Origin of the sequence: Sorangium sp. So ce296, assembly GCF_051529605.1 — a bacterium.
Taxonomy (GTDB): Bacteria; Myxococcota_A; Polyangia; order Polyangiales; family Polyangiaceae; genus Sorangium; species Sorangium cellulosum_D.
The window spans coordinates 7,262,825-7,287,009 of record NZ_CP150325.1; the positions used below are offsets into that span (position 1 = coordinate 7,262,825).

Annotated in this window: 18 protein-coding genes; 10 read left to right on the forward strand and 8 right to left on the reverse strand. The window is 73.8% G+C overall.

Translation table 11 applies throughout. The features are described 5' to 3' along the window. Nucleotides 1-26: 26 nt before the first annotated feature. On the forward strand, nucleotides 27-1,025 hold the full coding sequence (locus WME98_RS27080) for an OmpA family protein (RefSeq protein ID WP_437953914.1): 999 nt from the start codon (nucleotides 27-29) through the stop codon (nucleotides 1,023-1,025). A gap of 105 nt (nucleotides 1,026-1,130) precedes the next feature. Here the strand turns inward: WME98_RS27080 and WME98_RS27085 are convergent, their stop codons facing one another. The 3 genes from WME98_RS27085 to WME98_RS27095 all read right to left on the reverse strand — a co-directional run bounded on the left by WME98_RS27085 (nucleotide 1,131) and on the right by WME98_RS27095 (nucleotide 5,354). After that, a complete protein-coding gene (locus tag WME98_RS27085; RefSeq protein WP_437953915.1) occupies nucleotides 1,131-2,003 on the reverse strand; it encodes a hypothetical protein in 873 nt (290 codons plus the stop codon). A 149-nt stretch (nucleotides 2,004-2,152) separates the two neighbouring features. Continuing rightward, on the reverse strand, nucleotides 2,153-3,706 hold the full coding sequence (locus tag WME98_RS27090; RefSeq protein ID WP_437953916.1) for a glycosyltransferase family 39 protein: 1,554 nt from the start codon (nucleotides 3,704-3,706) through the stop codon (nucleotides 2,153-2,155). Further along, entirely contained in the window at nucleotides 3,699-5,354 is a 1,656-nt protein-coding gene (locus WME98_RS27095) for a helix-turn-helix domain-containing protein (RefSeq protein WP_437953917.1), read from the reverse strand. Before WME98_RS27095 ends, WME98_RS27090 begins: the two co-directional genes overlap by 8 nt. A gap of 207 nt (nucleotides 5,355-5,561) precedes the next feature. On the opposite strand from WME98_RS27095, the gene WME98_RS27100 reads away from it, so the two are divergent. Continuing rightward, entirely contained in the window at nucleotides 5,562-6,785 is a 1,224-nt protein-coding gene (locus tag WME98_RS27100; protein WP_061628623.1) for a DUF1015 domain-containing protein, read from the forward strand. A 32-nt stretch (nucleotides 6,786-6,817) separates the two neighbouring features. After that, a complete protein-coding gene (locus WME98_RS27105; protein WP_061628622.1) occupies nucleotides 6,818-7,255 on the forward strand; it encodes a rhodanese-like domain-containing protein in 438 nt (145 codons plus the stop codon). Nucleotides 7,256-7,321: 66 nt separating this feature from the next. Here the strand turns inward: WME98_RS27105 and WME98_RS27110 are convergent, their stop codons facing one another. Beyond that, nucleotides 7,322-7,897 (reverse strand): hypothetical protein, encoded by a 576-nt coding sequence (locus WME98_RS27110; protein ID WP_061628621.1) that lies wholly within the window; start codon nucleotides 7,895-7,897, stop codon nucleotides 7,322-7,324. Nucleotides 7,898-8,019: 122 nt separating this feature from the next. Here WME98_RS27110 and WME98_RS27115 point away from each other — a divergent pair, with 122 nt between their 5' ends. The 3 genes from WME98_RS27115 (at nucleotide 8,020) to WME98_RS27125 (ending at nucleotide 11,519) form a co-directional block, all read left to right on the forward strand. Beyond that, nucleotides 8,020-8,799, forward strand: coding sequence for a glycosyltransferase (locus tag WME98_RS27115; protein WP_437953918.1), 780 nt, complete (start codon nucleotides 8,020-8,022; stop codon nucleotides 8,797-8,799). A 216-nt stretch (nucleotides 8,800-9,015) separates the two neighbouring features. Further along, the gene (locus tag WME98_RS27120) at nucleotides 9,016-11,154 is read left to right on the forward strand and encodes a HAMP domain-containing sensor histidine kinase (RefSeq protein ID WP_437953919.1); all 2,139 of its coding nucleotides are present in this window, start codon (nucleotides 9,016-9,018) and stop codon (nucleotides 11,152-11,154) included. Then, on the forward strand, nucleotides 11,151-11,519 hold the full coding sequence (locus WME98_RS27125) for a response regulator (protein ID WP_044985472.1): 369 nt from the start codon (nucleotides 11,151-11,153) through the stop codon (nucleotides 11,517-11,519). Before WME98_RS27120 ends, WME98_RS27125 begins: the two co-directional genes overlap by 4 nt. Here WME98_RS27125 and WME98_RS27130 read toward each other — a convergent pair. Together WME98_RS27130 and WME98_RS27135 are read right to left on the reverse strand one after the other, a co-directional pair. Beyond that, a complete protein-coding gene (locus WME98_RS27130; protein WP_437953920.1) occupies nucleotides 11,507-12,532 on the reverse strand; it encodes a squalene/phytoene synthase family protein in 1,026 nt (341 codons plus the stop codon). The two genes, WME98_RS27125 and WME98_RS27130, sit on opposite strands and share 13 nt — an antisense overlap. Nucleotides 12,533-13,522: 990 nt before the next feature. Further along, nucleotides 13,523-17,470 carry a serine/threonine-protein kinase gene (locus WME98_RS27135; protein ID WP_437953921.1) on the reverse strand — a complete coding sequence of 1,316 codons (3,948 nt, stop codon included), beginning with the start codon at nucleotides 17,468-17,470 and terminating at the stop codon, nucleotides 13,523-13,525. 482 nt (nucleotides 17,471-17,952) lie between these two features. Between WME98_RS27135 and WME98_RS27140 the strand changes: the two genes are divergently transcribed. The 4 genes from WME98_RS27140 to WME98_RS27155 all read left to right on the forward strand — a co-directional run bounded on the left by WME98_RS27140 (nucleotide 17,953) and on the right by WME98_RS27155 (nucleotide 22,265). Then, nucleotides 17,953-18,477: a hypothetical protein gene (locus WME98_RS27140; protein WP_437953922.1), complete on the forward strand. Its 525-nt coding sequence runs from the start codon at nucleotides 17,953-17,955 to the stop codon at nucleotides 18,475-18,477. A 296-nt stretch (nucleotides 18,478-18,773) separates the two neighbouring features. Next, entirely contained in the window at nucleotides 18,774-19,907 is a 1,134-nt protein-coding gene (locus WME98_RS27145) for a hypothetical protein (RefSeq protein ID WP_437953923.1), read from the forward strand. A gap of 100 nt (nucleotides 19,908-20,007) precedes the next feature. Then, nucleotides 20,008-21,552: a PLP-dependent aminotransferase family protein gene (locus tag WME98_RS27150; protein WP_437953924.1), complete on the forward strand. Its 1,545-nt coding sequence runs from the start codon at nucleotides 20,008-20,010 to the stop codon at nucleotides 21,550-21,552. Nucleotides 21,553-21,797: 245 nt separating this feature from the next. After that, nucleotides 21,798-22,265, forward strand: a complete 468-nt coding sequence (locus tag WME98_RS27155) for a carboxymuconolactone decarboxylase family protein (protein WP_437953925.1) — start codon at nucleotides 21,798-21,800, stop codon at nucleotides 22,263-22,265. Between the two features lie 99 nt (nucleotides 22,266-22,364). On the opposite strand, the gene WME98_RS27160 is transcribed toward WME98_RS27155, so the two are convergent. Both WME98_RS27160 and WME98_RS27165 read right to left on the reverse strand, forming a co-directional pair. Continuing rightward, on the reverse strand, nucleotides 22,365-23,876 hold the full coding sequence (locus WME98_RS27160) for an AMP-binding protein (RefSeq protein ID WP_437953926.1): 1,512 nt from the start codon (nucleotides 23,874-23,876) through the stop codon (nucleotides 22,365-22,367). A 10-nt stretch (nucleotides 23,877-23,886) separates the two neighbouring features. Then, nucleotides 23,887-24,156 carry an acyl carrier protein gene (locus WME98_RS27165; RefSeq protein WP_020732644.1) on the reverse strand — a complete coding sequence of 90 codons (270 nt, stop codon included), beginning with the start codon at nucleotides 24,154-24,156 and terminating at the stop codon, nucleotides 23,887-23,889. Nucleotides 24,157-24,185 lie beyond the last annotated feature (29 nt).

Here is a 24,185-nt window from a genome sequence, read left to right on the forward strand (position 1 = left end):
GTTTCGTGCCAGAGTGCGCGCGACGCATGAACACCACGACGACGGCCGGTAGAATCCCGGCGTGGATGTCGCGGCGCTTGCCCGCCGCGGCGAGGCTCCTCACGGCCGCCCTGCTCGGTCTGGCGACGCCGGGCTGCCTCGTCCGGCAGGACCTGTACGACCAGGCGCGCGCGGAGATCCAGAAAGAGCGCGAGGCGGGAGAGCGGGCGCGCGCCGAGGCCGAGCTCGCCCGCGCCGAGGCGGCGCAGCGGTCGGCGCAGGCCGCCGCGATCGAGGCGGAGCTGTCGCGGCTCGCGGACGATCTCCGTGCGCGGGATCTCCGGCTGTCCGAGGTGACGACGACCGAGGCCGGTCTCGCGCGGCGGCTGGACGAGCTGGCCGCGATGAACGAGGAGCTGTCGGCGCGGCTCCGGAGCGCCGGGCAGAGCGTGGGACAGCTCGCGAACGAGCGCGGCAGCCTGTCGGCGGAGCTCGCCGAGGCGCGGGCCAAGGTCGACGATCTGCGCCGCCACCAGGCGGCGGCCGAGGCGCGCGCGGCGCGGATGCGCGACGTCGCGAGCCGGCTCCAGGCGACGGTGGACGGCGGGAAGGTCCGCGTCGGGATCCGCGGCGGGCTGCCGCTGCTCGAGATCTCGAGCGACGCGCTGTTCGACGGCGCGAGGACCGAGGTCAAGCCGGCTGGGCGGAAGCTCCTGGCCGAGGTCGCGGGGGCGCTCCGGACGATGACGGATCACCGGTTCCAGGTCGTGGGGCACACGGACGACCGGAAGGCGAGGGGCGCGAAGCGCGCGTCGAGCTGGGACGTCTCGACGGCGCGCGCGGTGGCGGTCGTCGAGGTGCTCATCGAGGGCGGGGTGTCGCCTCAGCGCCTGTCCGCGGCCGGGGGCGGGGAGTTCGCCCCGGTGGCGCCGAACGCCTCGGAGGAAGGGCGGGCGAAGAACCGGCGCATCGAGATCGTCCTGCAGGCCGAGCCGGAAGGGGCAGGGAAGGCGCCCGGCGAGGCGGGGGCGGCGGCGGCGCCCTGAGGGGCGCGAGAATCTCGCTCTGTGGCCGGCGTCCCGGCGCGCACTGCGTCGAGGCCGTGCGCGTCGTCGGAGCCGGCGGCGGGTGAGGCCGGTGCCTGGCCGTCCTCAACTCGGATCGTCGAGCACGTCGGCGAGCGCGGCCGCGGTGACGGCTTTCTCGATCCAGCGCTCAAGGCGTTCCGGGTCCTTCTGGGCGACGATGCGCTCGCGTGCGGCGTCTGGCACGGCGATGCCGCGAGCCCGGAGCACGCTCAACAGGGCGCGCACCGCTCCCTCGATGCGCCCCTCGTCACGGCCCTGCGCGACGTACTTCTTCGCGAAATCGCTCTGGTACTCGTAGCCCTTCATCATCGCCTCCAGTGCCCGGCGGGCCGCCTCGTTCAGGGAATTGTACAGGAGATCGTAGTAGAGCCGGGCGCGTTCGTCATCGAGCCCCTCGATCGCGGGCAGCACGGCGCTGGCGATCGTTGCGCCTTGCTCCGTCTCGCCGTGGGCCATTGCGGACAGCACCCCCAGCTCCGGTCGGCGGACCGCTTCTGCTGGGTCCGTCACGACCGGAACGCTGCTGCGACGGAGCACGGGCGGGCGCAGGACGAAGCCGGGCACGCCGATCTCGATCGGCTGCGCGCACCAGTCCGCGACGAGGGGGTCGGGCGCGACGACGAGCAGACCCGCCTGACAGCGGTGCTGATCGCGCGAGACGGTCAGATAGGCGGGCCAGCTAAACGGCTTGTTGTCGTCCTTCCTGAGCTGGACCTCGACGATGATGACGCGCACCGGCTTGCCCGCATCGAGGAGCACGACGACGACATCGGCCCGGTACTCGGCAGGCGTCGTCTCGGTCAGATCGGTGGAGGCGACTCGGGCCTCGCTGTAGGTCGGAAGCGCGACGCCGAGGACCTCGACGAGGATCTCGGCGGCGAGGGAAGGTCGGTTTCTGAAGAGATCCACGAGGACCTCGTGGCGCATGGAGACCATGGCGAAGCGCCTTCGCACAGGCCCGGACAGAGGGCCAACCAGCCGGCGTGCGACGATGACGCCGGGGGGCGCACGTCGAGACATCCGTGCGATTCCAGAACGAGCGCGCGGCGAAGCCCGTATTCAATGCATCGGGCTTGCCGCAAGCCTCAACCCATCTTGCGGTCTGTCGCGGGCTGCCCTGCTTCGCGCGTCGCCTCCCCGCGCCGCAGCGCGCACGCCGCGAGGATGCACAGCGCCGGGGTCACGACCATGTGATACCGATCCTCGCCGAAGAACACCGCGTGCGTCAGCGCCACCGAGGCGACCGCGAACGCGAGGTAGCCGACGACGCCGCCGTTCGCGGGCCGGCCCGGCAGCGGCAGCGCCGCGAGGAGCGGGATCGCCACCGCGAGCGGCCAGAACGCGTGCTCGTCTCCGACCACCCCCCACGCGACCAGCCCCAGCACCGCCGCGAGCGAAAGCAGCTGCGTGACGAGCGCCCGCCACGGCCTCGGCCGCGGCAGCGCCACCACCCCGAGCCCCGCGACCGAGAGCAAGGCGAGGTGCGACGTCGTGAGCACCCGGCGCCACGCCGCGCGCCGCCCCTCGGGCCACGCCGCCGGGTTCGCCTCGCCCAGGTACCCGACCGGGAACGACTCGTGGTCGAACGTGAAGCTCAGCTTCTTCGGAATCAGGCCCAGCCAGCGGGATGGATCGTTCTTGATCCACCGTAGCCCCTCGGCCATCCAGCAGCGGTCCTGCGCCACCTGCCCGCGCGCGATCGGGCAGCCGTCGCCGGCGCGCAGCGTCTCGAAGCGGCCCGTCGCGCGCGGGAACGCGCCGATGGCGAGGTTCCAGCCGCCGTTCGTGGAGACGAGCGCGCAGCCGTCCATCACGCGGCAGTTCCGGATCGTCCACGGCGCCACCACGGCGAGCGCCGTCGCGGTCGCGAGCGCCGCCGCGAGCGCGCCGCGCCGCCACGCGGCCCGCGCCCCGCCGGTCGCCCCGTCGGCGCCGCCGCGCGCGAGCAGCGCGAACGCCGGCGCGCAGAGCAGGCTCTGCGGCCGCACCAGCGTCGCCAGCCCGAGCGCCGCGCCCGCGAGGATCGCGCCGCGGACCGGCCGCCCGCGGGCCGCGTCGCGCGCGAGCAGCCACGGCGCCGTCACCAGGCCGAGCGCCGCGAGCGGCTCGGTCATCACGAGCGCCGCGTAGAGGACGAGCCCCGGCGAGAGCGCCGCGAGGAGCGCCGCCGCGCGGGCGCGCGCCGGCGTGGTCGCGTACCGGGCGAGGCGGTGGACCACGACGACGAGCAGCGCGCCGGTCACCGCGTTCGCGACGGTCGCCACGTGCGGCCCGGCGCCGAACAGCCTGTAGATGAGGCCCAGGAAGCCGCTGTAGCCGACCGGGTAGTGGCACCACGGGTGCCACACCGCCTGGCCGCCGACGATGAGATCGTCCGAGTAGCCGAGGCCGGCGGCGATCCGGCGCGCGCCGAAGTCGTAGTAATGGCCGTCCCACACCGGCTCGCGCGCCCACGCGATCGCCACGTAGAGCCGCGGCAGGAGCGCGAGCACGAACGCGAGCGCCGAGAAGGCGAGATCCCCGCCGGCGCCGGGTGCGCCCCCGCCCACGCGCGGGGGCGCCGAGGCCGCCCGGCCCGGTCGCGCGGCCTCGGCGCCGGCGCGCGCGGCCTCGACGCCGGCGCGCGCCGCCTCAGCCATGCTGCCTGGCGCGTGTTCCGGCGGAGATCTCGCGCAGGCGGCGCATGTAGGTCTTCGCTACCTGGGCCGGATCGAGCCGCAGGAACTTGGCGATTTCCTGAACGAATCCCTGGACATAGACGGGCGCCGGCAGGTCGCCCATCGCCTCGTTCTCGATCGCCTGGAGGTGCGCGAGCGAGATCTTCGTCCGCTGCGAGATGTCGGTGAGCTCGACCCCCTGCGACTCGCGCACCTTGCGCAAGAGCGCGCCGCTGAACTGCGTCTCGGCGTTGATCTCGCGCGCGAGCTCGGCCTGGAGCATCGCGAGCTCGGCCGCGGCGGCGGCGTTCTCGGCGCGCGCCGGGCCGAGCGGCGTGCGCGGGTCGTCCGGGTAGGTCGAGAGGTCGTAGGCGCGGCGGCGCACGGGATCGAGCAGGGTGTCGTGCGCCTCCTCGATGCGCGCCTGCTCCTTCTGGAGCACCGCGGGGCTCAGCACGCTGACCACCGGCAGGCTCCCCTCGCGGTAGATGTCGCGCTGCCGCTTGTAGGCGCGCCGGATCTCGTCGTCGGCGGCCGTCCGGGCCAGGCCGAGCGCCTCGTACAGGGTGGCCGGCGCGGCGCTCTTCGAGGCGGCGGCCAGGGCGCGCGCGTGCGCCTCGGCCGGGCGCGAGTCGCGCGCGGCGAGCAGCGCGAGGATGCGCCGGGCCACGCGCTCGAGGTTGCGCGCGCTCTTCGAGGTCGGGCTGTCGATGAGCAGCGGCTGGCGGCGCCGCGCGGTCAGCCACACCGCGTCGTCGTGCTCGATGTGCCCGAGGTAATCGAGGGAGATGCCGAGGAAGCGATCCGAGACGGCGCTCATCGCCGGGCCGAGCTCCAGGTCCGAGCGGTGCCGCGTCTGGCTGACGACGAGGTGCGGCTTCACCCGCGGCAGCTGCGCGGCGGCGAGCGACGCGACCCCCTCGTCGAACCGCTTCACCTCCATGATGAAGTCGCGCGGCGTCGCCAGCGCCGGGAGCGACGAGGCCACCTTCTCGACGAGCCGGATCTTGAAGCGCTCCTTCATGAGCGCGCGGCGCAGGGTGCGCTGGTAGAGCGCGCGGCAGAAGCGGTAGGAGTGCTCGACCGCGAGCGGCTCGGGCGTGGTGACGCAGATGCCGACGTCGGCGTGCAGGAAGAGGTCGAGCGTCGAGGAGCCGGTCGCCGCGCCGAGGCTGACGATGACGTAGTCGACGTCGAGCTCCTGGATCATTTTCATCCAGTAGGCGGCGCGGCTCGGCCGGAGCGGCGTGGCCGTCATCGGGTCGTACGCGGTCGGGACGAGCCGGAGCCCGGGCACCGTGGTCGCGATCGGCTCGGCCTTGCCCTCCTCGATGTCCTCGCGCGTGACGAGCGGCGGCGCCTCGATCCCGAGCGCCGCGTGCAACCCCGGGCTGTAGGCGTCGGTGTCGATGATGATCACGTCGCGCCCGAGCTGCGCGAAATACACGCCCAGGTTGACCGCGAGCGTCGCCTTCCCGACGCCCCCGCGGCCGCCGCCGACGGCGATCACCCGGCGGGATCGCGAGCTGGAGAACGAGGGGAGCTCGCCCGGCAGGGCGAGGTCGTCCGACGAGCCGGGCGGGAGGGTCGAGAAGCGCGACGGAGGGTAGGACTCACCGGAGCTGGACAAGGTTCCTCTTCGTGCGGCGTGCGGGGGCGATGTCGGGCGGCTGCGGGCTGCTCGCGGGGCGCGCGTGTCCCTCCTAGCACGCGCCGCGCGCCGCCATCAGCGCCGACGTCGCCGGGGCCTCTGCGGGCGCGCACGTCTGTTCGCCGCGCCGGCGTCCGACGCGTGAGCCGTCTCGACGCGCCCCGGCCGTTGGGCTAGTCGCTCGCCGTGTCCACCGTCCGACCCTTCCGCGCTTACCGACCTCCCCAGGCGCACGCGGCCCGCGTCGCCAGCCCGCCGTACGACGTCATCTCCACCGCCGAGGCGCGCGCGCTCGCGGCCGGGGGCCTGCACAGCTTCCTCCGCGTCTCCCGGCCCGAGATCGACCTGCCCGAAGGGACGGACGAGCACGACGACGCCGTCTACGCCCGCGGCGCGCAGAACCTCGCCGACCTCATCGCCAGCGGCGATCTCGCGCAAGACCCGGAGCCGCACCTCTACCTCTACGCCCAGAAGATGGGCGATCACCGGCAGATCGGCGTCGTCGGCTGCGCCTCGGTCGCGGAGTACGAGCAGGACGTCATCAAGAAGCACGAGAAGACGCGGCCCGACAAGGAGGACGACCGCACCCGCCACATCGAGGAGCTCGGCGCCCACGACGAGCCGGTGTTCCTCACGTACCGCGCCGACGCGGGCATCGACCGCGCCGTCGCGGCGGCCACGCAGTCGCCGCCCATCTACGATTTCACGACCGCCGACGGGGTCGAGCACAAGCTCTGGGTCCTCGGCCGCGAGGCCACCGCCGACCTCGAGGAGCGCTTCCAGGCGATCCCGACGCTCTACGTCGCCGACGGCCACCACCGCAGCGCCGCGGCGGCGCGCGTCCACAGGAAGCTGCGCGGCGACGGCGGCGAGCACGACGTCTTCCTCGCCGTGGTCTTCCCGCACGACCAGATGAACATCATGCCGTACAACCGCGTCGTGCGAGACCTCGCCGGCCGCAGCGCGGAGGCGATCCTCGCCGCCCTCGGCGAGCGGCTCGACGTGGCGCCGGCGCAGGACGGCGCGGCCGCGGCCCCCGCCGGCCCGCGGGCCTTCGGGCTCTACCTCGGCGGCCGCTGGTTCACCGCGAAGGTCCGCCCGGGGTCGTTCGACGCGAACGACCCGGTGGCCTCGCTCGATTGCTCCATCTGCCAGGACCAGATCCTCGGCCCGGTCTTCGGCGTCAGCGACCCCCGCCGGGACAAGCACGTCGATTTCGTCGGCGGCATCCGCGGCGTCGCCGAGCTCGAGCGGCGCGTCGACTCGGGCGCGTTCACGATGGCGATCCGCCTCTATCCGACGCAGATCGGCGAGCTGTTCGCGGTCAGCGACGCGGGGCTGCTCATGCCGCCGAAGAGCACGTGGTTCGAGCCGAAGCTCCGCAGCGGGCTCTTCATCCATACGTTCTGACGACAGCGCCGCCCGAGGGGTAGACTGCGCCCATGGCGGACATCAAGCGCGTATCACCCGAACAGGCAAAGAAGCTCATCGACGAGGAGGGGTATCTCTACCTCGATGTCCGGAGCGAGCCGGAATATGCGGCCGGGCACCCGAGCGGCGCGCACAACGTGCCGCTCATGCACGCCGCCGCCGGCGGCATGAAGCCCAACCCGGACTTCCTCGACGTTGTCTGCTCCCTCTATCCCAAGGACGCGAAGATCATCGTGGGCTGCAGGTCCGGACAGCGCTCGCTGCGTGCGGCCGAGGCCATGGTGTCGGCCGGCTACACGGCCGTCATCGATCAGCGCGCCGGCTTCGAGGGGCCGCGCGACGCGTTCGGCGCGCTCACCGAGAAGGGGTGGGGGCCCGCCGGGCTGCCCGTCGCGACGACCACGCCCGGCGCGTCGTACGCCGAGCTCCGGCAGAAGGCCGGCAGGTGACGGCCCCATCGGGCCCCCGCAGGCGATGACGACCGCGCGCGCGGCGATCAAGGCCGCGCGCGGTCGTCATCGCCGCAATCCATCGTAATCCAGCGCCGCGCGCTCCACGACGTCCCAGTCGAGGGCGGCCCGCTCCGCCTCGGCGAGCAGCTCCGCGGTGAACATCGACAGCCCCCAGAGGCCGCCCTCGCGCCGCCGGAACACGTAGCGCGTCCCCCGCGCGGTCTCGACGACGGCGCGATCGCCGTCGACCTCGACCCGCGCGACGCCGGAGAGATCCCGGCGGAGGCGGGCGATCCAGCCGAGCCGCGTCGCCATCTCGACCCAGACGTCCGCGCCGTCGGGCGCCTCGGCGTGCGCCCTGTACAGCGCGAGCAGCTTCGAGCGCTCCGGCTCCGGATAGCTGGCCTGAACCCGGTCGCTCGCCTTCTGTCGATGGTCGCGGATCGCGTGGCAGGCGCGCTGCGCTTCATCGTCGAGGGCGCTGAAGGCGGGGCGGACGTCGCCGCGGCCGAGCGCGCTCGCGAGGCGGAGATACGCCCCCTCGGGGGTGGTGTCGCCGGGGTGGCGCATGACGGTGAAGCCCGTGAGCCCGCACGCGGCGGCGGCGATCCCCAGGGCGATGGCGGTGCGACGGTGCATGGCAGGAGCGGCGTGGAGCGGAGCGCGCTCCCTCTACCACGCCCGGGCGCGCACGGGCTCGCCGCGCGCGGCGCGGCGCCGAGCGGCGTTGCCGAGGGCCGCGCCTTCCGCTAGGAAACCGCGTGCTCCACGGTGCGCGCGTCGCAGTGGTCCTCCCCGCGCGGGACGAGGCCCGGTGGATCGCCGAGGCGGTGGGGGCCGTCCCCGCCTTCGTCGACCACGTGATCGTCGTGGACGATGCTAGCCGAGACAGCACGGCCGAGCTCGCGCGCGGGGCCGGGGACGAGCGCCTCGAGGTGGTCGTGCACGCCGAGTGCCGCGGCGTCGGCGCGGCGATCGTCTCCGGCTACCGGCGCGCTCGCGCCCTCGGGGCCGCCGCCGTCGCCGTCATGGCCGGCGACGGGCAGATGGACCCGCGCGACCTCCCGCGCGTCGTCGCCCCGATCGTCTCGGGAGAAGCCGATTATGTGAAGGGCGATCGGCTGCGGCACCCCGACGTCTTCCGCGTCATGCCCCTCCCGCGGCTCGCGGCCACGGCGGCGCTCGCCGCGCTCACCCGCCGCGCGGCGGGGCTCGACGCCCTCTCCGACAGCCAGTGCGGGTACACCGCGATCTCGTCCCGCGCGATCGACGCGCTCGACCTCGACGGCCTCTGGCCCCGCTACGGCTACCCGAACGACCTGCTCGCCGCGCTCGCGGCGCGCCGCCTCCGCGTCCGCGAGGTCAGCGTGCGCCCCGTCTACCGCGGCGAGGCGAGCGGCCTCCGCGCGCGCCACGTGATCACCATCCTTCTCCTGATCGCCAGGAACGCCATAAGGCACCGCCTGAGCTCCTCAGGGAAGCCGAAAGATCGCCCAAGCCAGGACGGAACGCGTGAGTCGGAGTTCGTCGAATCGACATGAGCCGTCGCTCAAATAGGTCGACAATCCGCGCATAGGTTCCATAGCAAAGCGGCCTGGCGACCTGACTCATCGGCTTGGCGCGGCGGACCCCACAGGCGCGGACGCCGCAGCCATGCTTCAACATGGGGGGTGACGGACGTGGCGATCAGCCGAGCCGCCTGGTCTAGAATCTGGAATCCGGGGAGGGCGCGGACTCCATCCTTCACACCCCGGGTCGTGGCCTATGCGTTCGGCATCGAGCTGCCGTATAGCCTGCTCGTCCCGGTCGCTCACTTGCGGCTCCTCGGCGTCGTGGATTCAGGGGTCCAGGCGCGCATGCTCGGGATGATCGGGCTCATGTATGTCGTGAAGACGGCGGGCCTCGTCGCGCTGCTCGTCCACATGCTCCGTCCGATCGAGCACCTCCGGCGATACGCCGTGGGCCACCCCCTCCGGAGCGGCGCGAGCGTCGAGGAGCTGGGCGGCGGCGCGGCGCCTCCGGAGGAGCTCATCCTCGCCGCGGCGAACGCCGCCTACGACACGCCGCTTTCGTTCGCGACGGTCTGGGCCGTCTCCTGGGCGCTCCTGTACCTGCCCGTCACCGTGGCGCTCTACTACATCGCGCCGGACCAGCGCCCGCTCGACGTCCAGCGCGGCATCGCGCTGGCCCTGTTCGCGCTGGCGCTCTTCGCGGCCGCGCTGCCGCTCGCCTACAGCATCCTCGGCCGCCTGCTCTCGCCCGCCGCCGGCGTCATCTCGCTCATCGCCCGCGAGCGCGGGCTGTCCGTGCCCGGCAAGGGCTACTCGCTCGCCGTCCGCCTCGTGATCCTCGGCGCCTGCCTCGCCATCGCGCCGACGAGCTGGATGGCGGCGATGGTGCTCGGCGAGACGGCGGGGCCCGCCAAGCCCGGCCTGAAGCTCACGCTGGCCATCTTCTCGATGGTCGCGGTCACCTGGGCGCCCGTCTGCGCCGGCTTCCTCGCGGGCGCCCTGGCGGGCCCGTTCCAGCAGGTCGCCGCGGTCATCCAGAAGATCGTCCAGCGCGGCGAGGTCGACCGGCTGGAGCGGATCCCGGTCTACTTCAAGGACGAGATCGGCGCCCTGGCGGGCGGCGTCAACGCCATGGTCGATCGCCTGGAGGAGTCGTCCCGGCGCATGCGCAGCTACCTGGCCGAGCGCGAGCGCCTCTTGCAGGACGCGGCGCAGCGCGCGGCGCAGCTCGGGGCCGTGCTGGACAACCTCGTCGAGGGGGTGTTCGCGTGCGACCGCCAGGGCCGGCTGACGATGATCAACGCCTCGGGGCTCAGGCTGCTCGGCCTCTCGGGCCGCTCGGAGGAGGCCGGCCGGACGGTCGAGGAGGTGATGGACCTCAGCCGGATGCGCCACCCCGACGGCCGCGCCTTCACGCGCGACGAGCTGCCGATGGTGCGGGCGCTCGCCGGCGAGACCATCGTGCAGGAGGAGCAGGTGCTCGCGAACGGCCGCGCGGGCCGGGACGTCTTCCTGCGCACCAGCGCGGCGCCGATCCGCAGCGAGGGCGGGGCGATCCTCGGCGCGGTCACGGTCGCCCGCGACGTGACGGAGCTCATGGAGCTCGATCTCGTCAAGGACCAGTTCATCCGGGTCGGCGCGCACGAGCTCAAGACGCCGGTCGCGATCATGAAGGGCTACGCGCTCGCGCTCCTGCGCAACACGAGCGACCTGCCGGCGCCCCGCCGCAAGATGCTCGAGGCCATCGACCGCGGCGCGGACAGGATCAACCGCATCGTCGACGATCTCCTGGCGATCTCGCAGGTCACGCTCGACGTGCTCCAGGTCTCGGAGGAGGACGTCGATCTGAAGGAGCTCCTGGAGGAGACGGTCGACCGCGTGGCCAAGTCGGCGAGCCGCCACCGCGTGCGGCTCTCGCTCGGCGCCGAGCGGCCGCCCGTCGTGCGCGCCGATCCGGAGCGGCTGCGCCAGGTGCTCGCGAGCCTGCTCGACAACGCGGTGAAGTACTCGCCGGACGGCGGCGACATCGACGTCAGCGTCGCCGTGGCCGAGCGCGCGCCGGCGTCCTCGCCGCCGCGCTGCGACGCCGCGCTCTTCTCGCAGCGCCACGGCTCGATCCCCGGCCTGGAGGCGGTCGTGTCGGTGCGCGACCGGGGCGTCGGCATCCCGGCGCACAAGCAGGAGCGGATCTTCGAGCGCTTCTTCCGTGCCCACACGGACACCCGACACGACTACGGCGGGATGGGCATCGGGCTGTTCCTTGCGAAGGACATGATCACCCGTCACGGTGGTCGCATCTGGTTCGAGAGCGAGGAGGACAAGGGCAGCACGTTCTATTTCACCGTCCCACTCAGCAGCGAGGCCCCCGCGGTGGACCGACGATGAGCGAAAGACATGCAAAGACGGTGCTCTTGGTGGAGGACGACGCGGACCTCGTGGCGCTCGTCTCCCTCGTGCTCCAGGAGGACGGCTACCGGGTCAAGATCGCCTGCAACGGCCGCGAGGCGCTGGCCAAGCTGGAGCACGATCTCCCGGATCTCATCCTGCTCGACATGAAGATGCCGGTGATGAACGGCCCGGAGTTCGCGCGCGAGCTCGAGGTCCGTCACGGTCGGCAGGCGCCCATCATCGTGCTCACCGCCGCGGCCGACGCGCACCGGCGGGCGGCCGAGGTCGGCGCGGACGCGTGGCTGGGCAAGCCGTTCGACCCGGACGCGCTCCTCTCGACGGTGAGGCGTTACGCGGGGTGAGCGCGGGGGAGCTGCCGCCGCTCGGCGAGGTCGCGCCGCACCTCGGCCCAGTACCGCGCGGGGAACCGGCGGTGATCGAAGCCGGTCGCCCGGAACACCCGAGCGATGCGGGCATAACGGCGCAGGCTCCAGTCTCTCATGATCTCGAGCGAGGGGTGGAGGCCGCGCGCGTCGATGAACGGCGCTGCCCGCGCGTAGAGCGACGGCATGACCTCCTCGAGCCAGGACCGCATCAGGCGCTGGTATCCGGGCAGCTCGACGCACCGTCCGGAGATCACCTGAGCGCGCGTGACGCCGTGGCGCGCGAGCTCCTCCTCGGGCAGGTAGCAGAGGCCGCGATCGGCGTCTTCCTGCATGTCCCGGAGGTTGTTGAAGAACTGGTCGAGCCGGCCGAACTCCCCGGCTGCGTCCCAGTGCTCCTTCGTCAGGAACGGAACCAGCTGGAAGATATGCCCTGACAGCCGCGCCAGCATGGTGTCGTGCTCCTTCATCGTGCGGATGAGGAGCCCGGGAGCGTGGTAGTCGGCGAGGGCGCGCAGGTAGGCGTCCCAGGCGGCGAGCGCGCGCGCTTGCATGTCGTCCTGGTCGCGCCCCGCGCGCGCGGGGTGGTCGTGCCCTGGGCCGCTCGCGTCCCGGAGCCACAGCGCGCGGATGGCCGAGAGCTCGCTCGCGAAGGGGCAGCTCGGATCGACGAAGCCGCGTGAACGGAGCAGCCTCCAGGCCTCCATGAACCGGCTGAAGCGCCGTTCGTGGGGCTCGATGCGCTCGTTCTCGGCGAGGCGGTCGACGATGCGGATCCAGCGGATGCGGTCGAGCCACGCCTGCTTCACGTCCGGCTCGAGGCCGAGCACCCAGGCGGCGTTGTCCTCATCCTTCAAGGCGTCGTCGGACAGCGCGCGATAGTGCGATGAGCCGACGACCGCGGAGATGGTCTGGTAGGCAGTCCGCTCCGACGCCGGCGCCGCGAGGGGCAGGCAAGGCGGTCGGGGGGAGATGGGTTGAATAGGTTTCACGAGGTCGAGTGCCGAACGTTGATGTTGCCTGTTTCCGGTGTCCCCGGGCTCGCGCGTGAGCGTCGGTGATTATGGGCATGGCCCAATCTGGCTACTTGGGATCACCTGTGTTGATGATGCTTGTGGCCCTCTGTCTTGTAGAACTTTCCGCTCCTCCGCCGGATGCGGGGTGACGCGTGCTCGCCTTCCTTTATGAGACCTTATAGTCTCCCAGTCGACGCGGAAATTCGTCGTCCAGGGCACGGGCTCCGCAGATAATGCGCGGATTCCCTGTGTGTTTTGCCCATGTGTTGGGAGCGCGCCGGCAATGATCGTCGGTGTATACCCTGGGCTCATACGTTGTCCAACGGATAAGACCGGGATTGGCTCGACGTTTTCGCTTCTTGGTTGTCCGTCGCGGCGGTCTCTCAGTCGTCCAGGGCAGATGGCCTTTCCGGAGTTCCGGGTGGATGGCTGCTCTGCCTACATGACGTCATGCGGGGCGGCACGCGGGCGTCGCGCGACGAGCCCCCTTTTCCTCGTCGCTCAGCCCGCTGTGCCGCGCGGCGCGATCCGCTCGATCCGAGCGCGATCCGGCGCGGTGCTAGACGCACTCGTGAGCTGGATGATTCAGCGTTTGTTGCCACACAGCTCGTGCTGCGGTGAACGCGGCGACTCTGTGGTTGTGGTTACGACCCGATGCCATCGTCCGTGTCTGCGCGGTCATCCGCTCCAGACATAGGAAGACGACACATCCCCGTCGAGGGAGCAGGTCGTGCGGCGCGGGGGGATGGGCCCAACGTCCGAGCGAGAAGCCATGGAGGGAGACCGTAGGCCGCCCGGGAGGGAGCAGGGCGCGCGGGGCGGCGCGGGGGATGGGCCGATGTTTGAGCCTTGGACATCATCCCTCCGGCGCACCGCGCCGGAGGGATGATGTCCAAGGCGAGTTCGGCGGGGCCCCCGCGCCGCCCCGCGCGCCCTGCTCCCTCCCGGGCGGCCGGGCCTCCTCGATTACCGCTCTCGCAGCCGCGCCACCCGGTCCCGCCAGTACTGCAGATCGAGCGCCGAGAAGAGCCCGACCGCGCGCGCGATCTGCCGCTCGCGCCGCGGATCCCCGCGTTCGAGGTGCCGCGCGAGCTCGAACCGCGCGCGCGCCTCGTCCACGGGCAGGCCGCGCCGCAGCGCCTCGCCGATCGCCGCGACCCAGAGCCGCCGCGCGCGCGCGCGGCCGCCCGCGAGCCACGCGGCGAGCCCCCGCAGGCGGAGCGAGGTCGAGCGCCCGAGCGGGAAGACGCGCGCGTACCGGCCGAGCGCGCGGCACGCCTCCGCCGAGAGCCGCCCGAGCTCGAGCCGCTCCGACGGCGCGCGGGCCTCCTCGAGCAACGCGAGCAGCACCTCGCACGTCGCGGCGTAGCCGTACAGGCAGTGGTAGCCGGCCGGCTGCCCGTCGCGGATCATCGGGAGCGTCCGCTCGGCGGCCGCGCGCGCGTCGTCGCGCGCGCCGCGGAGCAGGTGCCCCAGCGCCACCTGCCCGTGCGTGATCTGCTGCGTGCGGTCGCCGATCCGCTGCACCTCGGCCGACAGCGCGTCGAAGATGGCCGTCGCGCCCTCGCCGTCGCCGAGCAGCAGCCGGCACTGCGCGCGGCCGCTCTCCGCCCAGAGGTGCCCCTGCGCGTTGTCGCTCGCGCGCGCCGCGTCCGCGAGCGCCCCGTACCGCTCGAGCGCCTCCGCCCAGCGGCCCTCGGTGTGCGCCACCCCGGCGAGCAGCGCGAGGCACTCCTCCTTGCGGCGGCGGTCCTGCAGCGCCTCCGCGAGCCGCTCCGCCTCGGTCAGCAGGGCCCGCGCGTCCCGGCACCGGCCCTCGCCGAGCGCCGTCAGCCCGCGCAGGAGCGACACCGACGCGACGCCCCGCGGGTCGTCGAGCGCCGCGGCGGCCTCGGCCGCGCGCGCGGCGTAGGCGTCCACCACGGCTTTCCACGGGACATACCCGAACGCGACGCTCAGGGTCGCGTAGCCGCGCGCGAGCGCGAGCGACGGCCCGAGCCGCGCCGCGGCGTTCGTCGCCGCCAGCGCGGCCAGGAAGGCGAGCGCCGGCTCGTTGCGGAACAGGTACGTCTCCGACAGCTTCTCTGCCGCGAGCGACGCCTCCGTGAAGCGCTCGCGCTCGGCCGCTTCGCCCGCGACCGGGATCGGCAGGCCCGCGACGTGCGCGAGCTGCAGCCCGAGCTGCTTCATCGAGGCCGCCGCGGCGCGGAGCCGCGCCCCGAGCGGCGCGCCGCCGCGCTCCCCGGGCGGCGCGCCGCCGCCAGAGGCGCGCAGCCACCCCGCGCCGCCCTGCGAGAGCACATCCAGCGCCGCCGCGCAGTGCCGCTCCGCGCCGATCAGGTCGCCCATGTTGTAGTGCGCCTGGCCGAGCCGCCGCTCCCAGCGCGCGCGCCGCAGCGGCGCCGCGCGCTCCTCCGGCGAGAGCGCGCCGTCCAGATCGAGCGCCCTCCGGTAAAAATCGACGGCGTCGCCGGACGCGCCGGTCGCGAGCGCCTGGGCGCCCGCCTTGTCGAGGTACTCGAGCGTCTTCTGGACGACGCCCGCGGTCGCGTAGTGGTGGGCGAGGAGCGGGTACGACAGGGCGAGGTCCGGCGCGTCGCGGTGCCGCTGCTCGATCGCGCGCGCCGCCGCGCCGTGCAGGGCCCGCCGCCCCCGCTCGGGGATGCCGGCGTAGACGACCTCGCGCAGCTTGTCGTGCACGAAGCGGAGCTGCCCCGGCTCGGCCTCCTCGAGCACATGGCGGCCGGCGAGCTCCGCGAGCGCGTCCATCGCCTCGACGTCGGCGAGGCCGGCGGCGCCGAGGAGCAGGCGCTCCTCGAACTCGCGGCCGAGCACCGAGGCGAGCCGCGCGAGCGCGAGCGCCCCCGGGCTCAGGCCCGACAGCCGGCGCGCCACGAGCTCCCGCAGCGAGCCCGGCAGCGGCAGCGACGGGGGCGGCTGGCTCGCGCGCGCGGCGCGGGCGAGCGCCTGCGCCGCGGCGCCCTCGGCGCTCGCGCGGATGCGCCACACGTAGGCCTCGTCCCGGTAGATCATCCGCTCCTGGATCGCGGCCCTGAGGTACTCGGCGATGAAGAACGGGTTGCCCTCCGACTGCTCGAAGAGGTAGCGCACGAGCGCCTCGGGCGGCTCGTCCAGCGCGAGCATGTCGCGCACCATCCGCCCGACCGACGCGCGATCGAGCCGCCCGAGCTCGATGAGCGACGCCCAGGGCGCGCCGAGCAGCGGGGCGAGCGCGGGCGCCGCCTCGTCGGTCCGGTAGGCGCCGAGCAGGACCACGGGGTGGGCGGCGAAGTAGGCGGCGTCGAGGTGCTCGAGGACGTCGCGCGAGCTCTCGTCGGCCCACTGGAGGTCGTCGAGCACGAGCAGGACGGGCCTCGTCGCCGCGAACGCGGCGAGCGTGTCGGCGAGCGCGGTCCGCAGCCGGTAGCGGGCCGCGTCCGGCGAGAGCTCGGGCGGCTCCGGGGTGCGCTCGTGGCCGCGGAGCTGGGCGAGCGACGGCTCGTACGGCGCGAGGACCCGGCCGCGCGGGCCGAGCAGCGCGTCGTAGCCGCCGGGCCCGAGCTCGTTGCACCGGTCGGCCACCGCGAGCAGGAGGGGGCGGAACGGGTGCAGCGGCGCGGCCCTGACCGCGCCCTCGCGCTCGCCCTCGGCGGACACGGCCGCGCACGCGCCCGTGACCACGGCCATGTGGACGAGCGCCGCCTGGTGCACCGCCTCGACCGCGAGGCGCGTCTTGCCGACGCCGCTCTCGCCGCCGACGAGGACGAGGCTGCCCTGGCGGCGCTCGTTCGCGCGCTCGATCGCCTCGTTGATCCGCCCGAGCGCCTCCCCGCGCCCGGCGAGGCGCGGCCGGTACAGGTACGGCTGCGCCGGCGGCGCGGGCGCCTCGTCGCGCGGCGGCGCGTCGTCGGCGCCGAGCGCGGCGAGCGCGTTCGCGACGTCGTCGGCGTAGCCCAGCCGGTCCTCGGGGCGCTTCTTGAGGAGCCGCGCGATGAGGGCGTCGAGCTCGGGGGGCACGTCGGCGACGAGCTCGGAGGCGGGGAGCGGCTCGGCGTAGAGGTGCATGGACAGCACGACCGCGCTCGAGTCGCCGAGGAACGGGACCGCCCCGGTGACGGCCTCGTAGAGCATGCAGCCGAGCGCGTAGAGGTCCGCGCGCGCGTCGACGAGATCGCCGCGGATCTGCTCGGGGGACATGTAGTCCGGGCTGCCCATGAGCCGGCCGCCGGCCTGGAGCTCGTCGCGCCCCTTGTGGCCCTCGAACCGGAAGGCGAGGCCGAAGTCGAAGAGCACCGGCGCCCCGTCGTCGCGGATGAAGACGTTGTCCGGCTTGAGATCGCGGTGGACGACGCCCCGGCCGTGCACGTACGCGAGCGGCCGGCAGATGGCGCGGAGGAGCGTCAGCGCCTGGCGGAGCGCGCCGCCCGCCGCGCGGTGGAACGGGCGCGGCGCGAACGGCTGGTACGAGCGCGGGATGATCGAGTCTGGCGCGATCTCGGCCGTGGCGGTGCTCGTCTCCGCGTCGAGGATCGCGGACACGCTCACGGTCACCTCGCTGTTCGAGGTCCCGGGGCGCCAGCGCTCCTGGTTGTGGTCCCGGAGCGTGCGCCCCTCGAGCAGCTCCATCGCGTACCACGGGATGCCGCCCTGGACGCCCTCGTCGAGGATCCGCACGACGCCCGGGTGCTGGACGCCCCGGAGCGCGTGGATCTCGCGGCGGATGCTGGAGACGAGGCTCGCGTCGCCGACGCAGACGGTCTTCAGCGCCGCGAGCGCGCCGGTCCCGCTGTGCTGGGCGCGGTAGACGACCCCCATGCCGCCGCGGCCGAGCTGCGCGAGCACCCGCCACGGCCCGATGGACACGGGGAGATCCGGGGCGTGCCTGGCCTGGCCCGAGCTTGGCGTCGTGATCATCTGGGGACCGCGGCCCCCCGGGCCTGGGCTGGGATTCGCTCCAGGTGGTAGGCCAAAGGCGGTCTCCCCACATCGCCGCTGGGACTGAGTACATCCACCCGAGGGGCTGCGATGATGTCACGGGGCGGCCGATCCTACAACAAGTCCGTGTCGGGCCCCGATCACCGCACGAGCGCCGCGCGGTGAGGTCACCGCACCGACAGGCGACTACACGCCCGCGCCCGGGCGCCGGCGCCGCGGAGCACCTCCCGGCGCGGCGCTCGGTCAAGGACGTCTCGGCGTCCTCGGGGCGCTCGGGTTGTCGAGAATGGTTCTCTTTTCTCGCTCGCTGGATTCCGCATCTCCGCGGCCGATGTCCTGTTTTGCGGGGCCGCCGCCCCGTCGAGCGGCTCAATCGTGCACAACTGAGAACGAGGTACATGGCTTGCTCTCGGGGTGCCCACGGTCGCGCCCGCGGCCGCACTTAGAAAGGAAGATAGCGAATGAAGCGATCGACTCATCTCGGGGCATTTCTGACCGTCCTCTCCCTCGCCGCGTGCGGCGGCGAAGGTGCAGATTCGGCCCCGACGGACACCGCCATGAGCAGCAAGCAGCTCAAGGACCTGACGGCCGATGACGTCCAGTCCACCTGCGATGCGCTCGAGGCGAGGGTGAAGCTCACCAAGGAAGATGCCTGTGAATATATGGGGCTCCTCGCGGCCTCCGCCCTCGGGAAGCCGTGCGGCACGCTGAGGGACGAGTGCGTCTCCGCGGAGGAGCCGGCCGAGGGGGAGGGCCCCCACCCGGACTGCATGCCTCCGACCGATCAGCGCGCGGGCTGCACCGCCACCGTGGCCGAGTACGAGGTCTGCTTGGTCGCCCAGACGCAGCAGGTCCGGGCGCTCACGTGCGACTCTTCCTTGAGCGCGCTGGACACCGTTCCCGCGGATTGTGACGCGGTGAAGCGCAAGTGCCCGCAGCTCATCGCGACGCAGGCGACCGACGGCCAGGGCTCCGAGGGCCCCTGATCGCGGCGCCGCAGCGCGCGTGATCGGGAATCGGTCGACGCGCGGACCGCTGCCTGAACGAATTGTGGGTAGGCCCGACACGGCCGCTCAGCGGCCGTGAGCCCCGTTGTCCCACCTCCGTTCTCGTGGATCTTTTGATTCCCACCGATATTCGCGCTCGTCCGCGCCTTCCGGGGCATCTCGTCGTATGATGCGTCCCGACGTCGGCGCGTCCGGGGAGCTTTCGGCTCCGGCGCGCCGGCCCGAGCGAGGCCGCGGCTCACCGCCGGGGGCTCGCTCGCACCGAGGAGGATTTCATGAAGATCACCAAGCTTTCCGGAGTGTTCGCCCTGCTGCTGATCGCCCTTGCCGCGCCCGGGTGCGGCAAGGAAGAGCAGCCGGCCGAGGCGAACGCGACGGTCGAGGTGACCGCCACCGCCGAGTCGGCGATCGGCGAAGGCGCCTACGTCGAGGAGCACGAGAGCGGCAAGGCCGCCTTCAACGTCGCCGCGGACGGGAACGTCAAGGCCGTGGTCAGCGGTCCGGACGGCAAGCCGATCCGCGAGGACGTGAGCGGCACGCTGCTGTGGAAGGACGCGTCCGGGGAGAAGACCTTGCCCCTGACGCTCGACGCGAAGACCGGGCTCCTGGTCGCCGCCGGCCCCAAGCTCGAGGCGGATCTCACGGAGATCGGCTACACGCTCAACGTCGCTGGCAAGCCGTGGAACGGCACCCTGCACGTCCCCGCCGGCGGCACCGCCGAGCTCTACGCCAACGCCAAGGGGTCGGCGGACCTCGGGCTGCCGGAGGGCAAGCTCGGCCCGCACGGCGGGCGCATCGAGATCGTCGGCGACGACCGCCTCGAGCTCCTGGTCGACGAGGCGACCGGCGAGGTCCGCGTCTACGTGCTCGACGCCGATCTGAAGCCCATCGACATCGGCGAGCGCAAGGTCACGCTCGGCGTGGTGGCCGAGGCGCCGCAGGTGGTCGTCCTCGCCCCGGTGGCCGCGACCGCGGGGGTCGCCGCGGGGGCGTACCTGACCGGCAAGCTCGCGCTCGCGGCCGATCCGCTGAAGGTGACGGTCGCCGTGCGGAACGCGGGCCGCTCGGCGGTGGCCCTCTGCGGCTACCGGGCCGGGGCGGCGTTCGCCGTCCACGCGCACGCCCCGCGCGTGAAGGTGCGCATGAAGACCGACTGGCACGCGCACGCGCACGCGCACGCCGACCTGAAGGCGAAGGCCGATCTCGACCCGAAGGTCCACGTGCACACCGGGGCCGGCGCGAAGGCCCACGCGAAGGCGAACGTGAACGTCAAGGCGCCGAGCGTCCGCGTGACGCCGCCGAGCGTGAACGTGCAGATCAAGGCGCCCAGCATCTCGATCCCCAAGCCGAGCTTCAAGGCGTCGGCGTCGGCGCGCGCCAGCGCGGGCGCGAAGGTGGGGACGCGCTGACGGGCGCCCCGGGGGGAGCGGCGCGCGGCGCGGGCCGCCCGGCGGGCGCTCCCTCCCGTTCTTCCCACCGGTTTCTTCGGCGGCGCCGGAGCTCGCCTCGTTGACGCGGACGACCTCGACGACGCCGCGGACGACCTCGACGAAGCGGCCGCGGCGGGCCTCTCCGCCCGCCGGCGCCGTGACGGCCGTGGCGCTCGACCCGGCGTCGAGCGCGCCGCTCCACCGGCAGGTCTACGAAGCGGTGCGCGGCGCGATCCTCGCCGGGCGGCTGCGATCCGGGAGCAAGCTGCCGTCGACGCGGGCGCTCGCGGCCCACCTCGGCCTGTCGCGCAACACGGTGCTCGGCGCGTACGCGCAGCTCCTCTCGGAGGGGTACCTGCGCGGCCGGATCGGCTCCGGGACGTACGTCGCCGACGCCTTGCCGGAGCGCCTGCTGCTCGCCCGGCCGAGGCCCGAGCCGCCGCCTTCGCCCTCGCCGGGCGCCGGGGCCCTGTCGAGGCGCGGCGCCCTCGTGGCGGGCGCCGCGTCGCCGTTCCGGCGCGCCGCCGCGCCGCTCGGGCCTGCCGGCTGGGCGTTCCAGGTGGGCGTGCCCGCGTTCGACGCCTTCCCCGCCGCCGTTTGGGGCCGGCTGATGAGCCGGCGCTGGGATCGCTCGTGGCGGGCGCTCGTGCCGCGCTGCGAGCCGCAGGGGTACGCGCCGCTGCGCCGGGCGATCGCCGACTACCTCGTCACCGCGCGGGGCGTGCGGTGCACGCCGGAGCAGGTCATCGTTGTCGGCGGCGCCCAGCAGGCGATCTCGCTCGCGGCCGAGGTGCTGCTCGATCCGGGCGATCCGGTCTGGGTCGAGGATCCGGGCTACACCGCGGCGCGCAGCGCCCTCGTGGCGGCCGGGGCGGCGCCGGTCCCGGTGCCGGTGGACGACGAGGGGCTCGACGTGGCGGCCGCCCTGCGGGGGCCGCCGGCGCGGCTCGCCGTGGTGACGCCGTCGCACCAGTTCCCGCTGGGCGTGACGATGAGCCTCGGGCGCCGGCTCGCGCTGCTCGACTGGGCAAGGTCGTCGGGCGGCTGGGTCTTCGAGGACGATTACGACAGCGAGTTCCGCTACGCGGGCCGGCCGCTCGCCGCCCTTCAGGGCCAATCGCCGGGCGCGCGGGTGATCTACGCGGGCACGTTCAGCAAGGTGCTGTCGCCGTCGCTGCGGCTCGGATACCTGGTGGTGCCGGAGGGGCTCGTCGACGCGTTCGTCGCGGCCAAGGCGCTGGCCGACGTGTCGTCGCCCTCGCTGGAGCAGGCGGTCCTGGCGGACTTCATGGCCGAGGGCCATTTCGCGCGCCACGTGCGCCGCATGCGCGTGCTGTACGAGCGGCGCCAGGCCGCGCTGGTGGCGGCGGCGGCGCGGGAGCTCCGGGGGCTGCTCGAGGTGCGCGCGGCGCCCGCCGGCATGCACCTGCTCGGCTGGCTGCCGGCAGGGCGCGCGGACGGCGCGGCGGCCGAGCGGGCGGCCGCGAACGGCGTGCGGTGCGTCGCGCTGTCCGAGCTCCGCGTGCGTTCGGCTGGGCCGGGGGCGCTGGTGCTCGGCTATGCCGCGGCGGGGGAGGACGAGATCGATGAGGGCGCGCGCCGGCTCAGGGTGGCTTTGCGCTAGCTCCACCCGCCAGGAGCGCGGCCAGAGAGCTCAACGCAAAGGCGCAAAGGCGCAAAGGCGCAAAACAACAAAGATGATGCATTTGCGTCTTCGCGTGAGCCCCGGCGCTCGCCCGAGCGCGCCGCGCGCGGTGGATCCCGTCGATCGTGGCGAAGTGGCCCTCGTCGCGGCGCCGCGCGCCGACTAGAGGGTGGGCTGTCGCGCGCGGCGTGGCCGGCGCAGAAGGGATGCCCACGAGGACGAGCATGCAATCACGCATCGATTACGCGAGCGTCAACCCCGAGGCCTACAGAGCGATGCTGGCGCTGAGCGCCTGTGTGAAGCGCAGCGCGCTGGAGGAGCCGCTCAAGCACCTCGTGCTCCTCCGCGCCTCGCAGATCAACGGCTGCGCGTTCTGCATCGACATGCACTGGAAGGACGCGCGGGCGGCCGGGGAGGGCGAGCAGCGGCTCTACGGGCTCAGCGCGTGGCATGAGGCCCCCTACTACAGCGAGCGCGAGCGGGCGGCGCTGGCCTGGACGGAGGCGGTGACCCTCGTGGCCCAGGAGCACGTGCCCGATCTCGTGTATAACGAGGTGCGTGAGCACTTCTCGGAGCGGGAGCTCACGGATCTGACCTGGCTCGTGGCGACGATCAACGCCTGGAATCGGATGGCGATCGCGTTCCGGAAAGAGCCGGGCTCGTACGAGCGCCCGGCGCGGTCGAACGCCTGAAGCGGCGCGAGGCCGGGCGGCTCGCGACGCCCAGGGCCGCGTGCGCGGCGCGCCATGGGGTCCGCGGGAGCATGCCTGTCCCCGGAACGCCGCGCGCGCTCAACCGGGCAGCGCGCGATAGTCGATCTTCCCCGTCGGGGTCCGCGGCAGCTCGTCCATCGTGACGATCGTCTCCGGGACCATGTACGGAGGCAGCCGCTCCGCGAGGTGCATCCGGAGCGCGCGCTCGTCCGCGTCGCCCGCGAGGGCGACGAAGCCCCGGAGCGTCTTGCCGAACCGCGCGTCCTCGACGGCGAGCACGGCGGCCTGGCGCACGGCGGGGTGCGCCGCGAGCGCGGCCTCGACCTCGCCCGGCTCGACCCGGTAGCCCCGGATCTTCACCATCCGGTCGATGCGGCCGCGGAAGTAGAAGAGCCCGTCGGCCTTGCGCTCCACCCGGTCGCGCGTCCGGTACGGGCCGCCGCCCACGGTCGTCGGCCCCGAGACCACGAGCTCGCCCGTGCCGGGGCCCTCGATGGTGCGGCCGCCCTCCTCGTCAGCGTCCAGCGCCAGCAAGGCGCAGGCCGCGTAGGGGCACGCGACGCCGATCGGGACCTCGCTCACCCCGTCCAGCGCCGCGCGATCGACGCGGTGGAACGTGCAGACGTTCGTCTCGGTCGGGCCGTACAGGTTGTAGAGCGCCGCGCCGGGGGCGCGCGCCGCGAGCGCCGCGAGCTCGCGCGGCGGGAACACCTCGCCGGCGAAGAGGATGGCGCGCACCGGCGGCGAGAGCGCCCCGGCCGGCGCGCCCGGGCCCGCCGCGGGGAGCGCCGCGACGAGCTTCATGAACATCGACGGCACGCCGTAGATGATCGTCGGCGCGAGCGCGGCGACCGCGTCGCGCAGCGCGCGCCCCGAGGCGAGATCGCGCCGCGCCATGGTCGCGAGCGTCGCGCCGGCGCGGAGCGTCGCGAGGTGGTCGAACCACGCGAGATCGAAGACCAGCTCGGCCACCCGGAGCACCCGATCCGCCGGCGCGAGGCCGATGAGATCGATGCAGAAGGCGGTGAACGCGTCGAGCCCGGCCCACGTGATCGGCACCGGCTTCGGCTCGCCCGTGCTGCCGGAGGTGTGCAGGATGCACGCGAGCTCCTGCGCCTCGGCGCCGCCTTCGCCGCCCGCGCCGTCGTCGACGCCCGCACGGGCGGGCGCCGCCCCGCGCAGCACCCGGCCCTCGGCGTCGAGCTCCACCCGCGCGAGGCCGCCGTCGAGCGCCGCGTCGATCCCGTCCGCGAGGCCCCCGGCCGCGGCGTCGAGCACGAGCGCCCGGCACCCCCGGGCGCGCGCGATCCGCGCGAGCCGCGCGGGCGGCGCGGTCGCGTCGAGCGGGACCGCCACCGCGCCGGCCGTGAGCACCCCGACGAGCGCCACCGGCTCGTCGTGCGCGCGGCCCGAGGAGAGCAGCGCCACCCGGTCGCCCGGGCGCACGCCCGCCCCGGCGAGCGCCGCGCCGACGGCCGCCGCGCGCGCCGCGAGCTCGGCGTAGGTCACCGCGGCGCCGCGCGACGCGAGCGCCACGGCGCCGCCGCGCGCCGAGAGGTCCTCGGCGCGCAGCCGGTAGGGGGCGGCCACCGCGGCCCCGCTAGCCCCGCGCCGCCGCGATGCGGCCGGCGACGAAGCGCGCCATGCGGTCCACGGTCGACACCGCGTCGAGGTCCACCTCCTCGTCCGGGATCTTCACGCCGAAGCGCTGCTCGATGAACACGAGCACCCGCGTCAGCGACATCGAGTCGAACCCCGACCCGCCCTCGAAGAGATCCTCGTCCAGGGCGAGCGGCGCCTTGCGCAGCAGGATCTCGTTCACGATATGGTCGTGCAGCGCGCGCCGCACCGTCTCGAGGTCGTGTGTCACCGCGGTGTCCCTTTCCTGTCCTGTAAAGC